The sequence below is a fragment of the Paenibacillus xinjiangensis genome (assembly GCF_059686975.1).
Genome location: NZ_JCAALS010000008.1, coordinates 197002 through 216401, shown reverse-complemented (window position 1 = coordinate 216401; position 19400 = coordinate 197002). Strand labels below are relative to the sequence as shown.

Sequence of the window (19400 nt, the reverse complement as noted above, 5' to 3'; positions counted from 1 at the left end):
CAGGTTCTTATTCTTCTTGCAGAGCACCATTTCGCAGAGAATAAGGCCCTCTGAGGGTCTTATTCATTAGCTAACCACCGGTTTAAGTACCATTTGGAGCTATGTGCTGCGTGTTAACGGTCCGGCAGGTTCTTATTCTTCTTGCAGAGCACCATTTCGCAGAGAATAAGGCCCTCTGAGGGTCTTATTCATTAGCTAACCACCGGTTTAAGTACCATTTGGAGCTATGTGCTGCGCATTACCGGTCCGGCAGGTTCTTATTCTTCTTGCAGATCACCATTTCGCAGAGAATAAGGCCCTCTGAGGGTCTTCAGGCAGTCGAGACTTTCTCGACAGTCTGGAGATCTCTACCTGTAAGAGATCTTTTTTCTTTGTATAGCGTGCCCAGAGGCACCCATCGTCTAGTTGGTGAAAGTCCAACCGAAGGAGGGGCCAAGCCTCCTTTGTAGCTGGAATACCTGCGTACGGTGAAATCTGTGCGTAGAAGCGTATCGATAAAAGTAGCTGTCGGAGACAGGGCAAGCCACTTGTCAGGCCGTAACATGAAGTGAATCCTGCCGCATCGTCAAAAAGGCCTCGCAAGAGGGGAAAGAGGAAGCCGAGTCTCGTTTACATAGACGAAGGCCATGGAAGCTGTATAGAACTTGGAGCAACAGTGAAGAATCCTCCGGCGAAAGGGAACGGCATGGTAAGAAAGAGGATACAAGCTTTTGGAGATGGATGAGTTCCTTCCAAGAGATGAAGTTTATAGCCAAACAGATTGGCTTGAGAACGTTATTGTAAAGAGGCATGCGCATGAAAGACGAGCATCGGAAAGCATATGAGGGAAAAGCTCATGTACGGTTTGATGAGGATGGGCTGAAATAACAATCTCAGCTCTTTACTCTAGTAAGTATAATGGATGATATGGAGGGGGCAGAATGAAGAAACCGCTATCAATAGCTATTATTGGCGGAGGCTGGCGGGCGGAGTTTTATATCCGCATTGCACAGGCTTTGCCGGAGAAGTTCAGCATTCAAGCTATGGTTGTCAGGAACGAGGAAAAAGGAGCAGTCATCGAGCAGCAATGGGGTATTCGTACTTACCGTACACTGGAGACTATGTCTGAGGAGGTGGATGTTGACTTCGCTGTCGTCTCGGTACCGCGCTCAGCTAGTCCAGCTATTATAACGGAGCTTGCAGGTCGCGGCATCCCGGTGCTCGCAGAGACACCTCCTGCAGCTGATCTAGACAGCCTTATTCGTCTGCATCAAGCTCTGCCACAAGACGCCAAGGTGCAAGTAGCAGAGCAGTATATATTCCAACCCATGCATGCTGCACGAATTGCGCTTGTAAGATCAGGGAAGCTTGGTGAGGTCCACCATGCTCAAGTATCCGTGGCACATGATTATCATGGGATCAGCCTTATTCGCCAGCTGCTTAACATTGATTATGAGGATGCGGTCATTTGCGGACAACGCTTTTCAGCGCCGATTGTGGACGGGCCTGGCCGCCAAGGTGATCCGTCTGAAGAGAAGCTGGTTGAATCGATGCAGTCGCTTGTTACGCTGCGGTTCGGGGATAAGCTGGCGGTGTATGATTTTACAAGGGAACAGTATTTCTCCTGGATTAGACGAAGCCGTCTATTGGTAAGAGGCAGTCATGGAGAAATCGTCGATCAATCTGCTGCTTATTTAAGTGATTATCAGACACCTGTATATATGGAGCTGAAGAGGATAGATACTGGACAGAATGGCAATCTGGAGGGGTATTACCACAGAGGCATCACAGCTGGAGAGCAATGGCTGTACGTAAATCCATTCAAGGGTGCAAGATTATCGGATGACGAGATTGCGATTGCTACGAGTTTATTGCGAATGGGGCTGTATGTGCAGGGCGGCTCATCATTCTACAGTCTGGCTGAGGCATCGCAGGATTATTATTTGTCACTCATGATGGAGAAAGCAATTGTCACAGGCGAAACGGTACAAACAGAGCGTCAGCTATGGGCGCATTAGGAGGAGAGGGCAATGGATCAATCCTATTTCAATATGAAGCCGGTCATCCCCATTCTACGGATATTTGACGAGAAGCTTGCTAAGGATTTTTATATGGATTTCCTGTCCTTCAAAGTGGACTGGGAGCATCGCTTTGAGACGGATTTCCCACTGTATATGCAGGTTTCATTCGACAGCTGCTTGATTCATCTATCCGAGCATCATGGCGATTGCACGCCTGGAGGGGCGATCCGAATTGAGCTGAACAACCTAGAGGAGTACCATAAGCTGCTCCTAGCTAAGAACTATAAATATGCACGTCCCGGTATTGAACATACGCCATGGGGGACGAGGGAAATACGCATCAGCGACCCTTTCGGCAATCGGATTATCTGGTATGAAACAGCACAATAATCGGTACTCAGCCGTTATAGTCAATAGAGGCCGCCTGTTCAGCTACATCTGGACAGGCGGCCTCTATTATTATCCGTTAATCACTTCGCCGCCATTAATATGCATGACTTGCCCCGTTACATAGCTAGAATCCTCGGAGGCTAGGTAGACATATGCAGGAGCCAGCTCGTAAGGCTGTCCAGCCCGCTTCATAGGCTGCTCGGAGCCGAATGTTGACACAGACTGATCATCGAAGCTTGCCGGGATGAGAGGCGTCCATATCGGTCCTGGAGCGACGCCATTAACCCGTATTCCTTGACCAGCCAAATTAACCGCTAAGGCTCTGGTGAAGGAGACAATTGCACCTTTGGTGGAAGAATAGTCAATTAACGTTGGATTGCCTCGATAGGCTGTTATGGAAGCTGTGTTAATAATGGATGAGCCCTTCTTCAGGAATGGCAATGCAGCTTTGGTGACGAAGAACATACCGAATACGTTCGTACGGAAAGTGGCTTCAAGCTGTTTGGCGGTAATATCCTCAAGACGCTGCTGAACATGCTGCTCAGCCGCATTATTAATGACGATGTCGAGCTTGCCGAACTCGAGAACAGTCTGTTCAACTGCACTGCGGCAAAAGGCTTCGTCTCCTATATTGCCGGGAATGAGAAGGCAGCGTCTGCCTGCTTGCTCAATCTCGTTCTTAACAAGGGCAGCATCTTCATGCTCATTATAGTAGACGATGCTGACATCACAGCCTTCCATGGCATAGGCAATGGCAACTGCCCGTCCGATTCCACTGTCGCCTCCGGTAATAATAGCCGATTTGTTCATTAGCTTGCCGGCAGGCTTGTAGGTATCGGATTTATAGACAGGTAGAGGATTCATTAAGGATTCAATGCCAGGCTGCTGATCTTGATGCTGGGGCGGGAATGTATTCGACGTGCTGGAGTTTGATTGGGTCATGAGAGGTTCCTCCTTCAGGTTACACACATACGTATTAGTGTGGAATAATGGAACGATATTCATACAGGGAACTATGATTTTGTTTCCAGAACCAGGAAGGCTCTACGCTAATGACTACCCGAATGTGCTGAATATTAAACGTATTTGTAAGCTTGACACCCTCTTGGGATGGCTTGCAAGAAGGCTGCTCCAGCATTTATGGGCATCCTTTTTCGTTGTGTGGTAAAATGAGACAATATTCACATGAAAGGTGGGAATACCAGTGAAAGGACAGAGCTTGCTTATAGGCGCCTTGTTGTTCGCTTTTATCATTGCAGTGTTCGCGGTCATTAATGTTGATTCTGTGCAGGTTAACTTTATGTTTACACAGGCACAGCTTCCGCTTATTCTAGTTATTCTGGCTTCGACTCTGCTCGGAGGGTTAACGGTAGGGTTTATTGGAGGATTGCGTCAGTTCAAGCTTCAGCGTGCTGTACGGACACTTGAGAAACGTGTAGCTGAGCTGTCAGCTGAGACAGAGCAGTTCGTTGTATCCTCAAGCCTGGACACCAAGGAGACGAAGGAGACGCCATCATCACAGCCTGCACAAAGCTGACGTCCAGCTATGTATATACATTCGCCTGTCATGAGGATGAAGCAGCATTATGTGAATTGGAGCTTCGTTCCTTGTTCCAGCTGGAGCCGGAGCAGGGTTATCTCGTAAGTGAGTTAGAGCTTGATCCGAAGCGCAGCCCGTTCATGAGACGGAGAATGCATATCTGGTTCGCTGAGAATAGCTTAAGCGAGCTTGGCGCCAGACTTGCTGAGATCGAGCTTAGGGGCGAGACCTTCAAGGTCGTGTACACAGTCACAAGTGAGAAGCCTAGCTACGAGGAGCAGCGACAGATCGAGAGAGAGCTTGGCTCGAGCATTCATGGCACAGCAGAGATGCGCTTGCCAGACCAGCTATTAGGTGTAACCCGATTGAATGGCCGCTGGTTGTTCGGTCCCTGTCTGGATAGTGAGGCCGTATGGCTTAAACATCAGAATAAGCCGCAGAACTACTCGACGGCACTCGGAACTCGGGTTGCGAGAGCAATCGTTAATATCGCGGTCAGTGGGACATCGCCAGCAGCGATTGACCAGCTTAGCGTGATTGATCCCTGCTGTGGGATGGGTACCGTATTGATTGAGGCTCTATCTATGGGAGTTCAGATTGCCGGAGTTGACCGCAACCCGCTTGCGGTACGGGGTGCTCGCTTTAACTTGTCCCATTATGGCTATTCGGAGGATACCGTTAAGCTTGGAGATATGCGGGAGCTGACTACGAATTACGATATTGCGATCGTCGATATGCCTTATAATTTATGCTCGGTCTTGCCGATTGACGAACAGCTTGATATGCTGAGAAGTGTAAGAAGACTCACTAGACGTGCGGTCATTGTAACGACTGTGCCAATTGAGCAGCAACTGGAGCAGACTTTATTCCGTATTACGGATCGATGCCAGCTGCACAAAGGGTCTTTTACCCGATATATTACCGTTGCCCAATAAAAGTGAGGTGAATCATATGTCTGAGAACGAACAGAATGAAACGCAAGAGCAGCCTAAAAAACTGACTCAAGCTGAAAGAGCGAAGCAATTGCTTGCTCAGAAGAAGCAGAATCAGAATGGTGGACCAGGGTCGAAGCATCAATCCACCAGTACGCAGGAAATGCGCAGCCAGAATACGAAGAAAATTAACAACCAACGTAAAAAAATGGGCGTGTAGCAACACGACGAAACCTTCAACTTTCGCAAATGCGGAGGCTGAAGGTTTTTTTTATGGAGCTGAATGCTCCAAAATTATGAGCAGACACATACATCCAGCGTATAAATGAGAGGAAAATGCTTCATGCTGTGTATAAAATCATAGCAATGGAAGGAAGTAGATTCCTTGTTGTATATTGTACGTTTACTTAATATGCGTCATAAACAGCTAGGAGTTCTTGCCGTATGTGCCATGCTGCTCTTTATTCAGGGAACTAGAGCAGCAGCGGATAAGATAACAGATACAGATTCAGCTGGTGAATTTACGATTCATGTGATCCCAGCAGGCAGCTCCCAATACTCACTGTCTAAGGGAGAACCCGCCGAAGGCATCTATTTGGGAGCTTATGTTCTGCAGGATCAAGCGATCGGGTACAGCATGGATGAATTCAATCGCGTAACCGAGAAAAAGCATGCCAGCTTTTTCAAATATGTCGGGTACGGCGAGCCTTTTCCAACAGAATGGGTGAGGCAGGTGAAGGCAGCAGGAGCTTTCCCGCATATTGCATGGGAGCCGAATAATGGGCTGGACTCTGTTCAGGATGATGCTTATTTGCAAGGCTTTGCGGACGCGGCGAATGCTGCCGATACGTTAATATTCCTGCGATTTGCCTCCGAGATGAACGGGACATGGACCGCATACAGCGGCGATTCGGAGGCATACATTCGAACTTGGAAGCTGGTCCATGATGTATTCGAGAAGCGAGCGCCAAAGGCAGCGATGATATGGACGGTGCTGAATGTGCCTGAGGGAACGATTGAGAGCTTTTACCCAGGGGATGAGTATGTCGATTGGGTCGGTGTTAATGTGTATAATGTGAAGTATCATAATGACAGCATAGATCAGACAGCCGATTTCGAAGATCCGCTGAAGCTGCTCGATTATGTCTATAGTCGCTTCAGCACAGTGAAGCCGATCCAGCTGTCCGAATATGGCGTGACCCATTACAATACGACGGATCAATCGCAGGATAATCATTTTGCGGCTGACAAAATAAAAAGGCTTTACTTGAACCTGCCTAAGCTCTATCCAAGGGTTAAGGCGATCTATTATTTCGATGTTAATAATGTAACGGAATACAATGCATCTCGGCGAGTCAATGATTATTCGATTACGACGGAGAAGCAGGTATTGCATGCTTATAAAGAAGCGATAAAGGATGACCACTATTTATCTGATGTATCACCGAAGGATATTCCAGGCGGAAGCAAGGTTAAGGAGCGGTTCACCTATAGAGGCAATGTATTCGTGAAGGATGGCCTGTTCTATGCAGATGAAGCATTCTTCAGCCGAGTGCTGCAGCTCTCTATCCAGCGGGAGGACAATGGGGATTTGACGGTTTCGAGTAAGCATACTGGAATGGAAATAAAGGTCACACCTATAGCGTATTCCATATGGAGCGGTTATAAAGATAGAGGAATCATCCCCATTATGAGGAAGGTGAATGCGCTCCCGATTGCTTCAACGGCTAAGAAGCTGGGCTATAAGGTGAGATGGAAAGAAAGGGATATTTATATCCGAGCATGAAATGATGGGTCCTCCCGCATAATGAATACATGACTTTTGATTAAAATAACACGGAGGGATTTCGATGACGGCGAACAAACCATCTACAATAAGCGTCTATTTGCTTGCCGGTGTTGCAACGACTCAAACCGCCTTCAATGAATGCAGAGACAAGCTGGACCGGTTATTCCGATCGGATGGATTGGAACCATTCATTCATGTTTTTCACCCTTATGGTGATGCAAGCCGCAGCCTGTACAGACAGATTATTGAGGTGGGTACCGATTTGACGAATCGGGTTGCCATGGGCCGTGTCGGTGGGCGAGCTGTATTCGATAAGATTAAGATGACATTTCAAGGTGAGGCTGATCACCCGCTGCTGCTTATTGGTCACAGTGGAGGCGGAATAGCTGCCTATCAGGCGGGTAAAATGCTTCATAAGCATAAGCTCTCGCGTAATATGCGTATCGTGCAGGTGGGCTCTCCGCGTATTCCCATTCATCCCGAGCTTAGAGACAAGGTCAGCTATTTCCACTCGGTGGATCATACTGGCATTCTTAATGATCCGATTAGCCGGATAGGGAGCTGGGGCGGCTGGTCTGCCGAGAAGTCGATCATGCCGAAATGGAACCATATGAAGTATGCGCCCGGCATAGTGGAGGGCATTCCTCTTATCGGCGGTCATGCTCACTATTTCAGGCATCAAGAGCCTTATATTGATCAGGATGCGATCTGCAATTTGGATAAAACGCTCGATCGAGTTCGGGAATGGTTGAAAGGCTGGAGCTGATTCGTTAAACTTAAGGGTAGATCCTAATCATGGATGCCTTGGATCGGATGGAGGAATTCAGCTATGGCAAGCACCCATACCTACACCAGACGCGAGGAAATAGCGAATGCGGTTACGCATGGCATTGGCGCGGCACTTAGCGTTGCAGCGCTGGTAATACTTATCGTTTTTGCAGCAACAAAAGGAACGGCATTCCACGTCGTCAGCTTCACCATATACGGTACTGCTATGCTGCTGCTGTATGCAGCATCTACACTCGTTCACAGCTTTCCTGAGGGCAAAGCTAAGCGAGTATTCGAATCACTTGATCACTCTTGTATTTATGTGTTTATTGCCGGGACGTATACGCCGATCCTGCTGCATATCGTTCAGGGCTCCCTTGGCTGGGCCTTGTTCGGAGTTGTATGGGGCTGTGCACTGGTTGGCGTCGTGTTCAAATCGTTTTTTGCATCAAAATTTTTGTTCACCTCGACTATCGTATACATCGCAATGGGCTGGCTAATTGTTTTTGCATGGAAGCCGCTGACTGCTCATCTTGCCCCAGGCGGTCTGCAGCTTCTCATTACGGGAGGGCTGCTGTATACGTTCGGAACGATATTCTACATGTGGCGCGCATTCCCCTACCATCATGCTGTATGGCACTTATTCGTGCTAGGTGGCTCGATCGTTCATTTCTTCGCTATATTGCTGTATATTCTGCCTGCTTAAGTGGGGCTCCACTGGAGCAACGGCTCGCATTAGTTAATTACGAAGTGATTCTCATACAGATAGCGTTGCAGACCCTGCAACGCTATTTGTCGATTTTGACTCTTTGCAGCTTTTTTAAGCAAGTGGGCAAGCGAAAGTCAACCGACCTCTAGGCTGATTTTCGGTAAACCTGGAAGCATGACCCGGCGGAATCCCCGATGATTTTAGTTTGAGCATTTCATGTACAGGTTAATGGCAAACGGAGCATTTTAATGATTCTGGAGAAGCGTCAGCGTTCGTTTTTGTGAAGGGATTCCTACTTAAAAACATCGATTCAAAGGAATCTCTGAGCAATGCCGATCGGAAGAACATTAAAATGCGCAGGTTGCTGTTTAACCAATAAATCGTTTAAGCGATCAGTCGACGAGAGGACACCAGCCAGGCGGCTCTGAGCACACGGTTGAAGCGAATACAGGATCCTCGCGGAATAAATCGGAGAAATAGCTGCTTAGTATATGATTGCCTGACACCGAACCCATTCGGAAGGAGCGCTTCACTTCCCCCTTTACATGCATATAATAATAGGTTTTTTTGGTGCTAGGGGATTGATAGACGAGCGTAGGGAGATGCGGGACAATATCATATTCATTCTGAAATCTCCAGTGGGTGCTGATCTTGCTATTATATAAGCGAACAAACTTAGGATCTCCTACACGAGGCGTACCGAATGTATAGACGATAGGTGAGGTAATATGGGAATTGCATGCAATGTCGATGGCAGCGAGTGTGGCAAGCGCACCTCCTAAGCTATGTCCGGTAATGAAGAGAGGCTTATCGCCAGGCAGCTTCTCGATCAGCGTTAAAATTTGGGAGCGAGCGGACATATAGATATCTGTGAAGCCCTTATGTGTTTGCCCTGCATTCTTAACGGGACGATAGGAGGTCTGCTGCGCAATGAAATCGGATACCCAATCAACAGCTGAGCCAGAGCCTCTGAACGCTAGTACACAGGAACGTTCAGACTCAAGAATGAAGCCGAAGGGCTCCTCCGTCTCGTCGTAGGCCTTCCCCGAGAACGTCCCTACCACACTATAGGTACGCGGCACAAGGAATAAACCATCCCTATTATCGAATTGCAAGTAAGTTTGTCCGCAAACGGCAGCCAAGAACAATGCCGTGCGAATATCGAGCTCCTGTGACGATTGCTTCTGCTCTGGCACTTGCGGTTGTGATTGAGTCCTCCTTGGAGTTGCCATGTCAAATCCCTCCGCTCGTGTGTTCCCGGTATTCTCTGATGTTGTAGTATATGATCCGAGGAGCAAGTCGGTAGCTTGACAGCATGGCAGATTGCAAAAAGGTTTGGGCTTGTTATGTAATTGCGAATGGACGAAGCTTCCCAGTCACAGGTATAATGGCGATGTAGGCAAGGGAAACGATTGGACGGAGGGACGACCTAATGACGCTACGGATTGGGCTAGTCGGGACAGGCTGGTTTGGCCGAATGCATGCCGAGAAGCTTGCAGCTATGAAGGATGTTAACGTCGCAGCTTTTTGTGGAACAAGCTTGGAGAAAGCGGAGCAAGCAGCACGGCCATTTCCAGACGCAAGAGGTTATGTATCGGTCACGGAAATGCTGGATGATCGTAAGCTGGATGCAGTGTATATTTGTGTACCGCCATTCGCACATGGAGAAATAGAGCAGATGCTGGTCGAGCGAGGTATTCCTTTTCTCGTAGAGAAGCCTATTGGCCTCGATCTGGAGACACCACGAGCTATTATGGAAGCGGTTAAACGAAGTGGACTCATTACCTCCACCGGTTATCATTTTCGGTACATGGATGGGACAAGCAGAGCACAAGAACTGCTTCAGGAGCGTACGGCTTTAATGGCTCTGGGCTATTGGATGGGCAGTATGCCGGGTGTGGGCTGGTGGCGCAAGATGGAGGGCTCCGGCGGACAGTTCGTTGAACAGACGACGCATATTGTGGACTTGCTCCGTTATTTGCTAGGTGAAGTATCCGAGGTTTATGCCGCTTATGGTGATCGTTATATGTCATCCCTAGAAGAGGGAGTTACTGTTCCAGATGTTGGTACAGTAACGATTAAGATGGTTAGCGGAGCGGTTGCTACGATAAGCAACACTTGTGCGATCGATGGTGGGGATCGTGCAGGCCTTCATGTATATACGAATAAAGGTGTACTTGAGCTCAGCCAACATAGTCTGCTTGACTCTGGCTCGGCTCGCAAGACAGAATACCTTAATCGCAGCAACCCCTATGATCTGGAGAATGAAGCTTTCTTGCATGCTGTGAGGACAGGGGATGCTTCACGCATCCGCTCAACCTATGAAGATGCATGGCTAACTCATGAAGTAACGATGGCAGCGAATCGATCGGCGTTGACTGGCTTGCCTGTGAAGCTGTAGGAAGCGTTCTTGAGAGGGGTGTCCCAAGAGCATGAAGTTCGCTGGAGAGACAACTCGCTTTCAATCAAAATGTTGGAAATCATGAAAAATAGCCGTACAGGGTGTCTAATCCTGTACGGCTATTTGAAACGCCGGAATCCCGGATAGCATCGTCCATTAAACGACGTATGATGGATATCCTTGCTCCAAGCCCTATCTCCTTAACCTGACCTCACAATGGAATACCTACTGTAATACTGGTGAATGGTGTGCTTGCGTACCTTTATTCTTTAGCTAATTGGCATAGAAAAGGGATGAAGCAAGTAGTACGCTTGCTCCATCCCTTTTCACTTCATTAGGCACGACGTTTGCGGGAAAGCCGCTCTTCAGATGGCTGTGGCTGCCACTCTGATAAGGCTTCTGTGGAAGAAGCCTTCTTCTTGCGGCTGCGGCTGCCGGGACTTTGAATTATTGCTGTTTTCTTCGACTTGCGACCGGTCAATAAATCGCCAGTCCAGCCCTTCCTCCAGAGCCATACATAGATCCCAGCAGTTACTGAAATGATAATGCCGCAAGTAAGAGGGAAGCCCCACTCCGTATCAACCCATGGCAAGTTGTTGAAATTCATCCCCCAAATAGCCCCAATGACTGCTGGAGGTGCAACCAGAACCGTAAAAATCGTGAGCGTCTTCATGATATCATTGCCGCGGAAGCTCGAGATCGCATCATCCATCGAGATGAGCGTATCAATCTCAAGGGCATAATGCTTCAGAAGTGACTCAATACGCTCCAGCTTATGAGTAATGCGCTTGAAGCTGTCAGTTTCCGTTAGATCATCCATGAATGCTTCTTTGGCAGCGCCATGCAGCTCCCTTATCGGTATGAATAAGTGGCTCCAATGGAGAAGATCATAGCGCCGTTCGAAGATAACGTCCATCAGTCCCGTGCGGTTGGAGATTCTCATACTGCTCTCGAGTTCGCCAAGTCTATTCTCAAAGCCATCAAGACCGCTATGATACGGATCTAGTATGACATTCAGCATAACGAAGAGAGCCTCTGGAGCTGACTTGCAATTCTCAAGCCTAGCTGCGGGCGAATCTGCTTGTAAGCGAATAGTAAGTCTCAGATCCTCGTGCAGAGTAACCAGCTTATTGCCTGATAACCAGAAGTGAAACGGATGAATGTCATCAGACAGCTCGGATACTTGGAACATCAAGGTACCGTACAAGAGAGGCCCTAGCTCAGGCGATTCTGATACGGATATTTCATTCGAACGTCTAGTTCTGCAGTTATCGAGCCAGTCGGCGCATTCAGGCAGAAGCCTCTTAATAGCGTTCAATTGTTCTTCTGCATCTAATTGTTCTATGAGGGAAGCATGCTCGATCCCAACAGTGCTGGGTGATGCTTCTTTATTGCGATTAGTTTGGCGTCTTGGCAGATCCTTCGCCAATACCGCTTGCAGCCGTTCTTGCTGCAGTACATGCCACTCCCACTTCGCGGGATAGCGAAGCACCCGATGAATCATCGATTTGCCCCCTGCTCGTCCGATTTCCAATTTGCTTCCTTCCATCATACCTTGAACGGCGTACTTGCACAACCTGCCTGCAGTAATGTTAGTCATTCGGTCAAACATTGGAAGCAGTTGATTGATTGCACCGCATAAAGGGTATAACTACCTAAAGCAATTATTATGAAGGAGGATGACCAATATGGCTAAAAAAATAGGTGTTTTCGAAAAAGAGCAGCAGGTGATTGATACAATTAATGCTTTGGAGCAGATGGGCTTCGAGAAGGCAGAAATGAAGATCTTTGCAAAGGATGCCCAGCATTCCCGTCGTATTGAAGCGGATACGGATATCCATGTTGATGAGGTGCAGGAGCTTGCGGAGACGAGGGCGGAGACAACAGGCAGTGATAGTGGGATTCCACTTATTGGAGCTACAGCACTTCCTGTTACTGGGATGAGCGGTGTTAGCGGCTGGAATGCAGGCCCAGTAGCAGCTGCCAGCTTCTTAGCTGGTGATGGGTTAGTCGGCGATGAGGATGGCATCTATCAGTCACTCCAAGCCCTTGGACTCGATAGTAAGGAATCAGGCTCATGTCTGGATGCGATAAGAAACGGTTCTACAATTATTGTCGTCGAGACGGATGAGAGTAAGTCGCTCCTCGACAAGGACGGGGGTCCAGAGCTGTCTAGACTTGGTATTGCGGAAGGCATCTTCCGTGAGAATAGCGCGTCGGATATTATAATTGGCTCTTAAAATAGCTGGGGCTGCAGCTGTGGTGTGGCCTGCTATAATTCTGCTTGCAGTGGGGAAAGAGTGGCTTATCTATCCTAATCAGCTGTCTAGCGAAACTACTTTCGCTAATGGTGAACCACATTTCGCTAATACCCCAGTGTGCCACATACTCAGGAGATTAGCGAAACGAAATACCAAGCTCGTGCAACTACTTTCGCTAATAAGGTAATTCATTTCGTTATTGTCGCTCATCTGCGCTCATTAGCGGCCAACAGCGAAATCATTTTCGCTATTGGTGCATTTTTTTCTCTATTCACATATTAACCTTGATGATGTGAGGGATATATATACAAAAAAAGCTTTCGCCTATAGCAATATAGCAGCGAAAGCTTTTTCACTATGACAAGTCTCATAACCGTTGTAAGGTTGGACGATCCAGACGCACAATATCGGCTACAGGGTGAGGCTCACCCACAATTAAATTCCGCAGAATATGGGCGGCCATCATACTGTATACCGAGCCGTTGCCGCCATAGCCGAGGCAATAATAGACACCGGGCCGTTCAGGATCTTTGCCGATAAAAGGCAGGTTGTCGCGTGATTCTCCGAACGTTGCGCTCCATTCATATTCAATCGGAGCATCCAGCATGGGAAAATGGGCGAGAACCTTCTGGTAGAGCTTGTCTATTCTCTTGTGCCGGGCTTTCTCATTTTCGATTGGCTCTCCAGGATCTTCATCCAGCCCGCCAACTACAATTCGTCCATCAAATGTCGTTCGCATATAGAGATAAGGTCTTGCGGTTTCCCAGATGAAGAATCTCTCGTGCCACCGCCCCAGCTTATCTGCATTTTGTACGGCTGTAACCGCGGCGAAGGATCGATTAATATCCGCTTTCACTAACTGTCCTCTTAGTTCCTCGGGCTCATAGCCGATGGCAAAGATCACTTGCTCGGTTTCTATTTCATAACCGTCTGATGTTCGTAGAATATGAATGCCATCTGGAGTGGTCTCGTGGGAGACGATATCGGTATGCTCATAGATATCCAGACCTTCAACTGCTGCTGCACCTGACACCGCCTGAACGAATTGGAACGGGTTAACCTCGGCATCGCCACGTGTGACTATAGCTCCAGGCTTCTTGAATGGGAAATGAGCGGCAATCTCATCAGGGCCCCAGAAGCTTACATCGAAGCCATTCTTAAGGAGCGTCTCATATTCCTTAATCAGCTTCGGCAGCTCCTGCTCAGAGGTGGCATAATAGAGGCTGCTCCTTGGTCTGAAGCCTACATCTTCCGGTAGAGATTCTGCAATTGCTCCGAACTGCTCTATTGCAGTTCTACAGGCTGTATAGAATCGTACAGCATCCAGCTCGCCAATCTGGTCAATAAGATCACATAGCATGACATCGTTGGAGAATTGGAGCAAGCCTGTATTCGCTGAAGTGCTGCCGCCTGCCACTGTTCCTCTCTCGAATAGAGCAGCCGATATGCCGCTTTGTGCAAGCACGTAACCGCAGATGGAGCCGGACATGCCCCCTCCTATAATAGCCGTCTGGATGCGTTGGTTAGTGCTGAACTTCGGGTATTGTGCTGGATTGCTAAGTGTGGTTGGCCAATATAAGCTGCCGGTATGTAACAGCTTCGTCATAAGTATCACCTCTACTAATAATATGTCCAATATTGGAGCATACGTACCAGCAGAGACCTTGAAAAATAATCACTCCTGTAAGCTGCGCATAGCTTCGCGATAAGCTGTCGGTGACTGTCCATAGAAGCGGCGGAATTGCTTGGAGAAGTAGAGTGCATCCTGTAGTCCGACAGATGCCGAGATTTGTTCTATGGTGAGCTGTTCACGCTCGCGTATCATTTGACGGGCCTTATCGATTCTGAATTTCAGCAGGAAGGTAACCGGTGACACGCCGGTCCGCCGTTTGAAGAAGCGGGACAAGTAAGCTCGATTGTATCCAAGAGATTCCGCCATTTGTTCAATCGATACAGGTTGGGCATATTGAGTAGATAAATAATGAATCATTTGCTGGAGCAGCCATTCGTTGTCATCTTGAGCAGATAGCGGTGACCAGCCCGCCGCTTGATGAATAGCTGTGCTGTATTCTGCCAGCAGCAAATGCATATAACCGTTAGCCTTCAGATGAGAAGACGGGTCGCTTCGCCGAAACGTAGTGAAGATGCTGTTGTACAGCACCTTGATGCGCCTGCTGCTGCCTGTATCGACTATTGGCTGTGCAGTGGACAGTCCCGCTTCGCTAACCAGCTCCGGGGCCTTGGGCCCGTTAAAGGCTACCCAGCGATAACGCCAAGGCTCGTTGGCGTCAGACTCATAGCTGACCAGCTGCTCGGGTTCAATTAGAAAAGTGTGTCCTGCGCGCAGCTCATAGGTCTTGCCGCTGCACATGAACACGCCTTTGCCTTCAAGTACAATGTGCATGAGGTAGAAATCGTATACTTTCGGACCGAGGCGATGGGAGGGCTTCGTCTGGCTCTCCCCTGAGAACAGCACATTCGTCTGGCCGTTGTACGAAATAACTGGATTGGAGGCGACCTTGTAGGTTTCCTGCTTCTGCATGTATGGCACCTGCCTTGTCAAGTTGTGTCTAGGATTTAATCGACCTTTTACACAACTATAACATGAACGGCTAAAAAGATAGAAGTCACATAAATCCATGTCGACAGCACTTTCCGCCATTTTGTTTGTACGCTAGATTGCGTTATACTTGAATGGAACAGACAGCCCCACACATCATATAAAAAGGAACGTGATAGCAAATGGCAAACCTCCAAGAGCTGACACAGCAATTTATACAACAATATGGCGGTGATTCCGCATCGATCAAGGTGTTCCATGCACCTGGCCGAGTTAACCTCATTGGTGAGCATACCGACTATAACGGAGGTTATGTATTCCCAGCAGCATTGACATTCGGGACGACGCTGTTGATCCGTAAGCGTGATGACAATAAGCTCGGACTTGCAACGACCAACTTCCCAACATCGAAGCAGTTCTCACTTGATTCCATCGTATTCGATGAAGCCGATGATTGGATGAACTATCCCAAAGGCATCGTGAATGAGCTGCAGAGCCGCAGCATCAGCATTAATAATGGCTACGACCTGCTGTATCATGGCGAAATCCCGAACGGAGCAGGCTTGTCCTCTTCTGCTTCTATTGAAGTAGTAACGGCTTATGCCCTGCTTACATTAGAAGGACACCCTATTGATACCGTTCAGATTGCCCTTCTATCGCAAAAGTCAGAGAATGAATTCAACGGCGTTAACAGCGGCATTATGGATCAGTTCGCGGTTGCTAATGGCAAGAAGGATCATGCGATCCTACTTATGTGCGACACACTTGAATATGACCTCATTCCTTTCCAATCAGGCAATTACAAGCTTGTTATCGGCAATACGAACAAACGCCGCGGCTTGGTGGATTCTGCTTACAACGAGCGCCGCAGTCAATGTGAGCAAGCGGTAGAAGAATTGAAGCCGGCATTCCCTGAGCTGACACTGCTTGGCCAAATTAATCTGGAGCAGTTCAATGCGAACAAGCATCTGATTAAAGAGCAGGTTGTACGCGATCGTGCACAGCATGTCGTGGAGGAGATTGACCGCGTGCTTCAATCCATCACAGCACTCAAAGCCAATGATCTGGAGAAGTTCGGTCAACTGATGAACAGCTCACATGATTCTTTACGGGATCTATATGAAGTAACTGGAGTTGAGCTTGATACGATGGTTGCAGCAGCTCGTCAAGTGCCAGGTGTTCTAGGCTCCCGCATGACAGGTGCCGGCTTCGGTGGATGTACGGTATCGCTAGTTCACGAAGACAGCGTTGAAGCATTCAAAGAGGAAGTTGGCCGTAAATATACAGAAGCAACAGGCTTAACACCTGATTTCTACCTGTGCAGCATCGGCAACGGTGTTGAGCAGCTCGTCTAGATAGATTTAACCAAGAGGAGAGGGATGAGATAATGGCAGTACTAGTAACAGGCGGAGCAGGATATATTGGTTCTCATGCAGTCGCAGCACTGGCAGAACGCGGAGAAGACATCGTTATTGTCGATAATCTGCAGCAAGGCCACCCTGAAGCACTGATTGGAGGCAAGCTGTACGTTGGTGATCTGCGTGATGCGGAATTTATGGATACAGTCTTCAAGGAGAACAAGATTGATGCGGTCATTCACTTTGCAGCGAATTCACTCGTTGGCGAGAGCATGAAGGACCCAGGTAAATATTATCATAACAACGTCTATGGCACCTTGTGCCTGCTGGAGAAAATGATCGAGCATGATGTTCGCAAAATCGTCTTCTCTTCCACAGCTGCTACTTATGGCGAGCCAGAGAACGTGCCAATCGATGAATTCGACCGGACACTTCCTACGAATGCATACGGTGAAACGAAGCTGGCTATGGAAAAAATGATGAAATGGTACGATGTCGCTCACGGTCTGAAGTTCGTATCACTTCGTTACTTCAATGCAGCAGGCGCTCATGAGAGCGGACGCATTGGTGAAGACCACAGCCCAGAGACGCACTTGATTCCAATCGTGCTCCAAGCAGCACTTGGACAACGACCTCATATCTCTGTATTCGGTGATGATTATGAGACACCGGACGGAACTTGTATTCGTGACTATATCCATGTAAGCGACTTGGCTGATGCGCATGTCCTTGCTGTTGACCGTCTACGTACGGGCGCTGATAGCGCGATCTACAACCTGGGCAATGGACAAGGCTTCTCGGTAAAAGAAGTCATCGACATCGCACGTACAGTAACAGAGCGTGAGATTACAGCTGTAATTGAGCCGCGCCGTGCAGGCGATCCGGCTACGCTAGTTGCATCCTCAGATCGTGCCCGCGCAGATCTTGGCTGGAACCCTAAGCGCAATAAGCTGGAGGATATTATCCGCAGTGCATGGAGATGGCATGAGGCTAACCCGCAAGGATATATCAGTCGAGAGGAGTAAACGACAGCATGACTACACAAGAGCAAGGACATGAGCAGGCTTCAGTATCTGCTGAGGATACCCTTATACGAATTGAGCAGCTCGTTCGCTTTGCCCTCCGCAAGGGCATGATTGAGCCGCTTGATGAGAACGCAGCACGCAATGCGCTGCTTGAGCTATTCGGATTTGCCGAGCCTTTCGAAGGGGCTGTTCCCGAGGAAGAGATCAGCAGTGCAGTAACACTGCTGGAGCCGCTCCTTGATTATGGCTACTCCATTGGACTTATTCAGGATAATATCGTAACCTATCGTGATCTTCTTGACGCACGGATTATGGGTCTGCTTTTGCCGCGTCCATCAGAGACGAATGCCAAGTTCCAGCGTACAGCAGCGGAATCGGGGATTGCGAGTGCAACAGATGCCTTCTACGAGCTGAACATTGACTCGAACTATATCCGGATGGACCGCATCCGGAAGAATGAATATTGGCTGCATGACACCGAATATGGCAAGCTGGAAATTACGGTCAATCTGTCTAAGCCAGAGAAAGACCCGAAGGAAATTGCCTTGCTTAAAACACTGCCGCAAGCGCACTATCCGAAATGTCTGCTCTGTGCGGAGAACGTCGGCTACGCTGGACGCGCAGATCATCCGGCACGCCAGAACCTTCGCGTATTGCCGCTTACGCTGCAAGGTGAACAGTGGTACTTCCAATATTCACCTTACGTGTATTACAACGAACACAGCATCGTGTTCAAAGGCAAGCATGAGCCGATGGTGATCTCGCATTCCTCATTCGCGAGACTGCTCGATTTCGTTGAGCAATTCCCGCATTATTTCATCGGATCTAATGCGGATCTGCCGATTGTTGGCGGCTCTATTCTGAGCCATGACCACTTCCAAGCGGGCCGTCATACATTCCCGATGGAAACGGCACAGGTGAATGCAGGCTTCATTGATCCTGCTGTGCCTGGCGTGAGCTTCGGTATTGTCAGCTGGCCGATGTCAGTTGTACGTGTGAATGGCTCGTCCAAGGCGGATGTTCACAAGGCAGCCTGCCGTTTGCTTGATGAGTGGCGTGCGTATAGTGACGCTGAAGCGGATGTGCTTGCTTTTACAGAGAATAGCGATGGCACCCAGACTCCTCACAATACGATTACTCCAATTGCACGCTTGCGTGACAATGGCGATTACGAGATTGATCTCGTTCTGCGCAACAATCGTACAAGTGAAGAGCATCCGGACGGCATATTCCATCCGCATCAGCATTTGCATCACGTCAAGAAAGAAAATATCGGACTTATTGAAGTCATGGGGCTTGCAGTTCTGCCGGGCCGCTTGAAGGTTGAGCTGGAGCAAATTGCTGCTTACCTCACAGGAGCAGTAGCAGTAACAGCTGAGCTTCAGGATGCTTCTCACCCGCTTCATAAGCACGCTGGATGGATCGAATCGCTGGTTGAGCGTCACGGGTCTGCATCTACGAAGGAGCAGGCTAAGGCGATCGTCGAGAGCGAGACGGGCGGCAAGTTCCTCGAAGTGCTCAAAGACGCTGGCGTGTACAAAAGAACGGAGGAAGGCGCAGCTGCATTCAGCCGTTTCCTAACTTCGCTTGGTTTACAGGCTGTTTAATAGAATACGCAATAACAAAGTAATCCGGCTCCTTATCCATAAGAGGCCGGATTGCTTGCT

19 protein-coding genes are annotated in these 19400 nt (G+C 48.6%); 13 read left to right on the top strand and 6 right to left on the bottom strand.

Features of this window, described 5'->3' with window-relative positions; genetic code table 11:
• Nucleotides 1-310: 310 nt before the first annotated feature.
• A complete protein-coding gene (locus AC6ESP_RS10790) occupies nucleotides 311-544 on the bottom strand; it encodes a hypothetical protein (RefSeq protein WP_497096714.1) in 234 nt (77 codons plus the stop codon).
• A gap of 376 nt (nucleotides 545-920) precedes the next feature.
• Here AC6ESP_RS10790 and AC6ESP_RS10785 point away from each other — a divergent pair, with 376 nt between their 5' ends.
• Together AC6ESP_RS10785 and AC6ESP_RS10780 are read left to right on the top strand one after the other, a co-directional pair.
• A complete protein-coding gene (locus AC6ESP_RS10785; protein ID WP_497096713.1) occupies nucleotides 921-1997 on the top strand; it encodes a Gfo/Idh/MocA family protein in 1077 nt (358 codons plus the stop codon).
• A gap of 12 nt (nucleotides 1998-2009) precedes the next feature.
• Nucleotides 2010-2390, top strand: a complete 381-nt coding sequence (locus AC6ESP_RS10780; protein ID WP_497096712.1) for a glyoxalase superfamily protein — start codon at nucleotides 2010-2012, stop codon at nucleotides 2388-2390.
• A gap of 69 nt (nucleotides 2391-2459) precedes the next feature.
• Here the strand turns inward: AC6ESP_RS10780 and AC6ESP_RS10775 are convergent, their stop codons facing one another.
• A complete protein-coding gene (locus tag AC6ESP_RS10775) occupies nucleotides 2460-3332 on the bottom strand; it encodes an SDR family oxidoreductase (RefSeq protein ID WP_497096711.1) in 873 nt (290 codons plus the stop codon).
• A gap of 262 nt (nucleotides 3333-3594) precedes the next feature.
• Between AC6ESP_RS10775 and AC6ESP_RS10770 the strand changes: the two genes are divergently transcribed.
• From AC6ESP_RS10770 to trhA, 6 genes are all read left to right on the top strand, one after another.
• Entirely contained in the window at nucleotides 3595-3927 is a 333-nt protein-coding gene (locus tag AC6ESP_RS10770) for a LapA family protein (RefSeq protein WP_497096710.1), read from the top strand.
• A gap of 56 nt (nucleotides 3928-3983) precedes the next feature.
• On the top strand, nucleotides 3984-4865 hold the full coding sequence (locus AC6ESP_RS10765) for a TRM11 family SAM-dependent methyltransferase (RefSeq protein ID WP_497096709.1): 882 nt from the start codon (nucleotides 3984-3986) through the stop codon (nucleotides 4863-4865).
• A 16-nt stretch (nucleotides 4866-4881) separates the two neighbouring features.
• Nucleotides 4882-5082, top strand: a complete 201-nt coding sequence (locus AC6ESP_RS10760) for a hypothetical protein (RefSeq protein WP_497096708.1) — start codon at nucleotides 4882-4884, stop codon at nucleotides 5080-5082.
• A gap of 192 nt (nucleotides 5083-5274) precedes the next feature.
• Nucleotides 5275-6648 carry a glycoside hydrolase family 26 protein gene (locus AC6ESP_RS10755; RefSeq protein WP_497096707.1) on the top strand — a complete coding sequence of 458 codons (1374 nt, stop codon included), beginning with the start codon at nucleotides 5275-5277 and terminating at the stop codon, nucleotides 6646-6648.
• 64 nt (nucleotides 6649-6712) lie between these two features.
• A complete protein-coding gene (locus AC6ESP_RS10750; RefSeq protein ID WP_497096706.1) occupies nucleotides 6713-7417 on the top strand; it encodes an alpha/beta hydrolase family protein in 705 nt (234 codons plus the stop codon).
• Nucleotides 7418-7480: 63 nt separating this feature from the next.
• Nucleotides 7481-8125: a PAQR family membrane homeostasis protein TrhA gene (gene trhA, locus AC6ESP_RS10745; protein ID WP_497096705.1), complete on the top strand. Its 645-nt coding sequence runs from the start codon at nucleotides 7481-7483 to the stop codon at nucleotides 8123-8125.
• A 395-nt stretch (nucleotides 8126-8520) separates the two neighbouring features.
• Here the strand turns inward: trhA and AC6ESP_RS10740 are convergent, their stop codons facing one another.
• Nucleotides 8521-9360, bottom strand: coding sequence for a lipase family protein (locus tag AC6ESP_RS10740; RefSeq protein ID WP_497096704.1), 840 nt, complete (start codon nucleotides 9358-9360; stop codon nucleotides 8521-8523).
• A gap of 200 nt (nucleotides 9361-9560) precedes the next feature.
• Here AC6ESP_RS10740 and AC6ESP_RS10735 point away from each other — a divergent pair, with 200 nt between their 5' ends.
• Nucleotides 9561-10529 (top strand): Gfo/Idh/MocA family protein, encoded by a 969-nt coding sequence (locus AC6ESP_RS10735; RefSeq protein WP_497096703.1) that lies wholly within the window; start codon nucleotides 9561-9563, stop codon nucleotides 10527-10529.
• Nucleotides 10530-10863: 334 nt separating this feature from the next.
• Here the strand turns inward: AC6ESP_RS10735 and AC6ESP_RS10730 are convergent, their stop codons facing one another.
• The gene (locus AC6ESP_RS10730; RefSeq protein ID WP_497096702.1) at nucleotides 10864-12129 is read right to left on the bottom strand and encodes a magnesium transporter CorA family protein; all 1266 of its coding nucleotides are present in this window, start codon (nucleotides 12127-12129) and stop codon (nucleotides 10864-10866) included.
• A gap of 88 nt (nucleotides 12130-12217) precedes the next feature.
• Here AC6ESP_RS10730 and AC6ESP_RS10725 point away from each other — a divergent pair, with 88 nt between their 5' ends.
• On the top strand, nucleotides 12218-12769 hold the full coding sequence (locus AC6ESP_RS10725; RefSeq protein WP_497096701.1) for a general stress protein: 552 nt from the start codon (nucleotides 12218-12220) through the stop codon (nucleotides 12767-12769).
• Between the two features lie 388 nt (nucleotides 12770-13157).
• Here AC6ESP_RS10725 and AC6ESP_RS10720 read toward each other — a convergent pair whose 3' ends face one another.
• Complete coding sequence (locus AC6ESP_RS10720; RefSeq protein ID WP_497096700.1) at nucleotides 13158-14396, bottom strand: NAD(P)/FAD-dependent oxidoreductase; 1239 nt, start codon at nucleotides 14394-14396, stop codon at nucleotides 13158-13160.
• Between the two features lie 69 nt (nucleotides 14397-14465).
• A complete protein-coding gene (locus AC6ESP_RS10715) occupies nucleotides 14466-15332 on the bottom strand; it encodes an AraC family ligand binding domain-containing protein (RefSeq protein ID WP_497096699.1) in 867 nt (288 codons plus the stop codon).
• 200 nt (nucleotides 15333-15532) lie between these two features.
• On the opposite strand from AC6ESP_RS10715, the gene AC6ESP_RS10710 reads away from it, so the two are divergent.
• The 3 genes from AC6ESP_RS10710 to AC6ESP_RS10700 are packed head-to-tail and all read left to right on the top strand — an operon-like array spanning nucleotide 15533 to nucleotide 19340.
• The gene (locus AC6ESP_RS10710; protein WP_497096698.1) at nucleotides 15533-16705 is read left to right on the top strand and encodes a galactokinase; all 1173 of its coding nucleotides are present in this window, start codon (nucleotides 15533-15535) and stop codon (nucleotides 16703-16705) included.
• A gap of 32 nt (nucleotides 16706-16737) precedes the next feature.
• Entirely contained in the window at nucleotides 16738-17733 is a 996-nt protein-coding gene (gene galE, locus AC6ESP_RS10705) for a UDP-glucose 4-epimerase GalE (protein ID WP_497096697.1), read from the top strand.
• 8 nt (nucleotides 17734-17741) lie between these two features.
• A complete protein-coding gene (locus AC6ESP_RS10700; RefSeq protein ID WP_497096696.1) occupies nucleotides 17742-19340 on the top strand; it encodes a UDP-glucose--hexose-1-phosphate uridylyltransferase in 1599 nt (532 codons plus the stop codon).
• The last annotated feature ends 60 nt before the right edge of the window (nucleotides 19341-19400 follow it).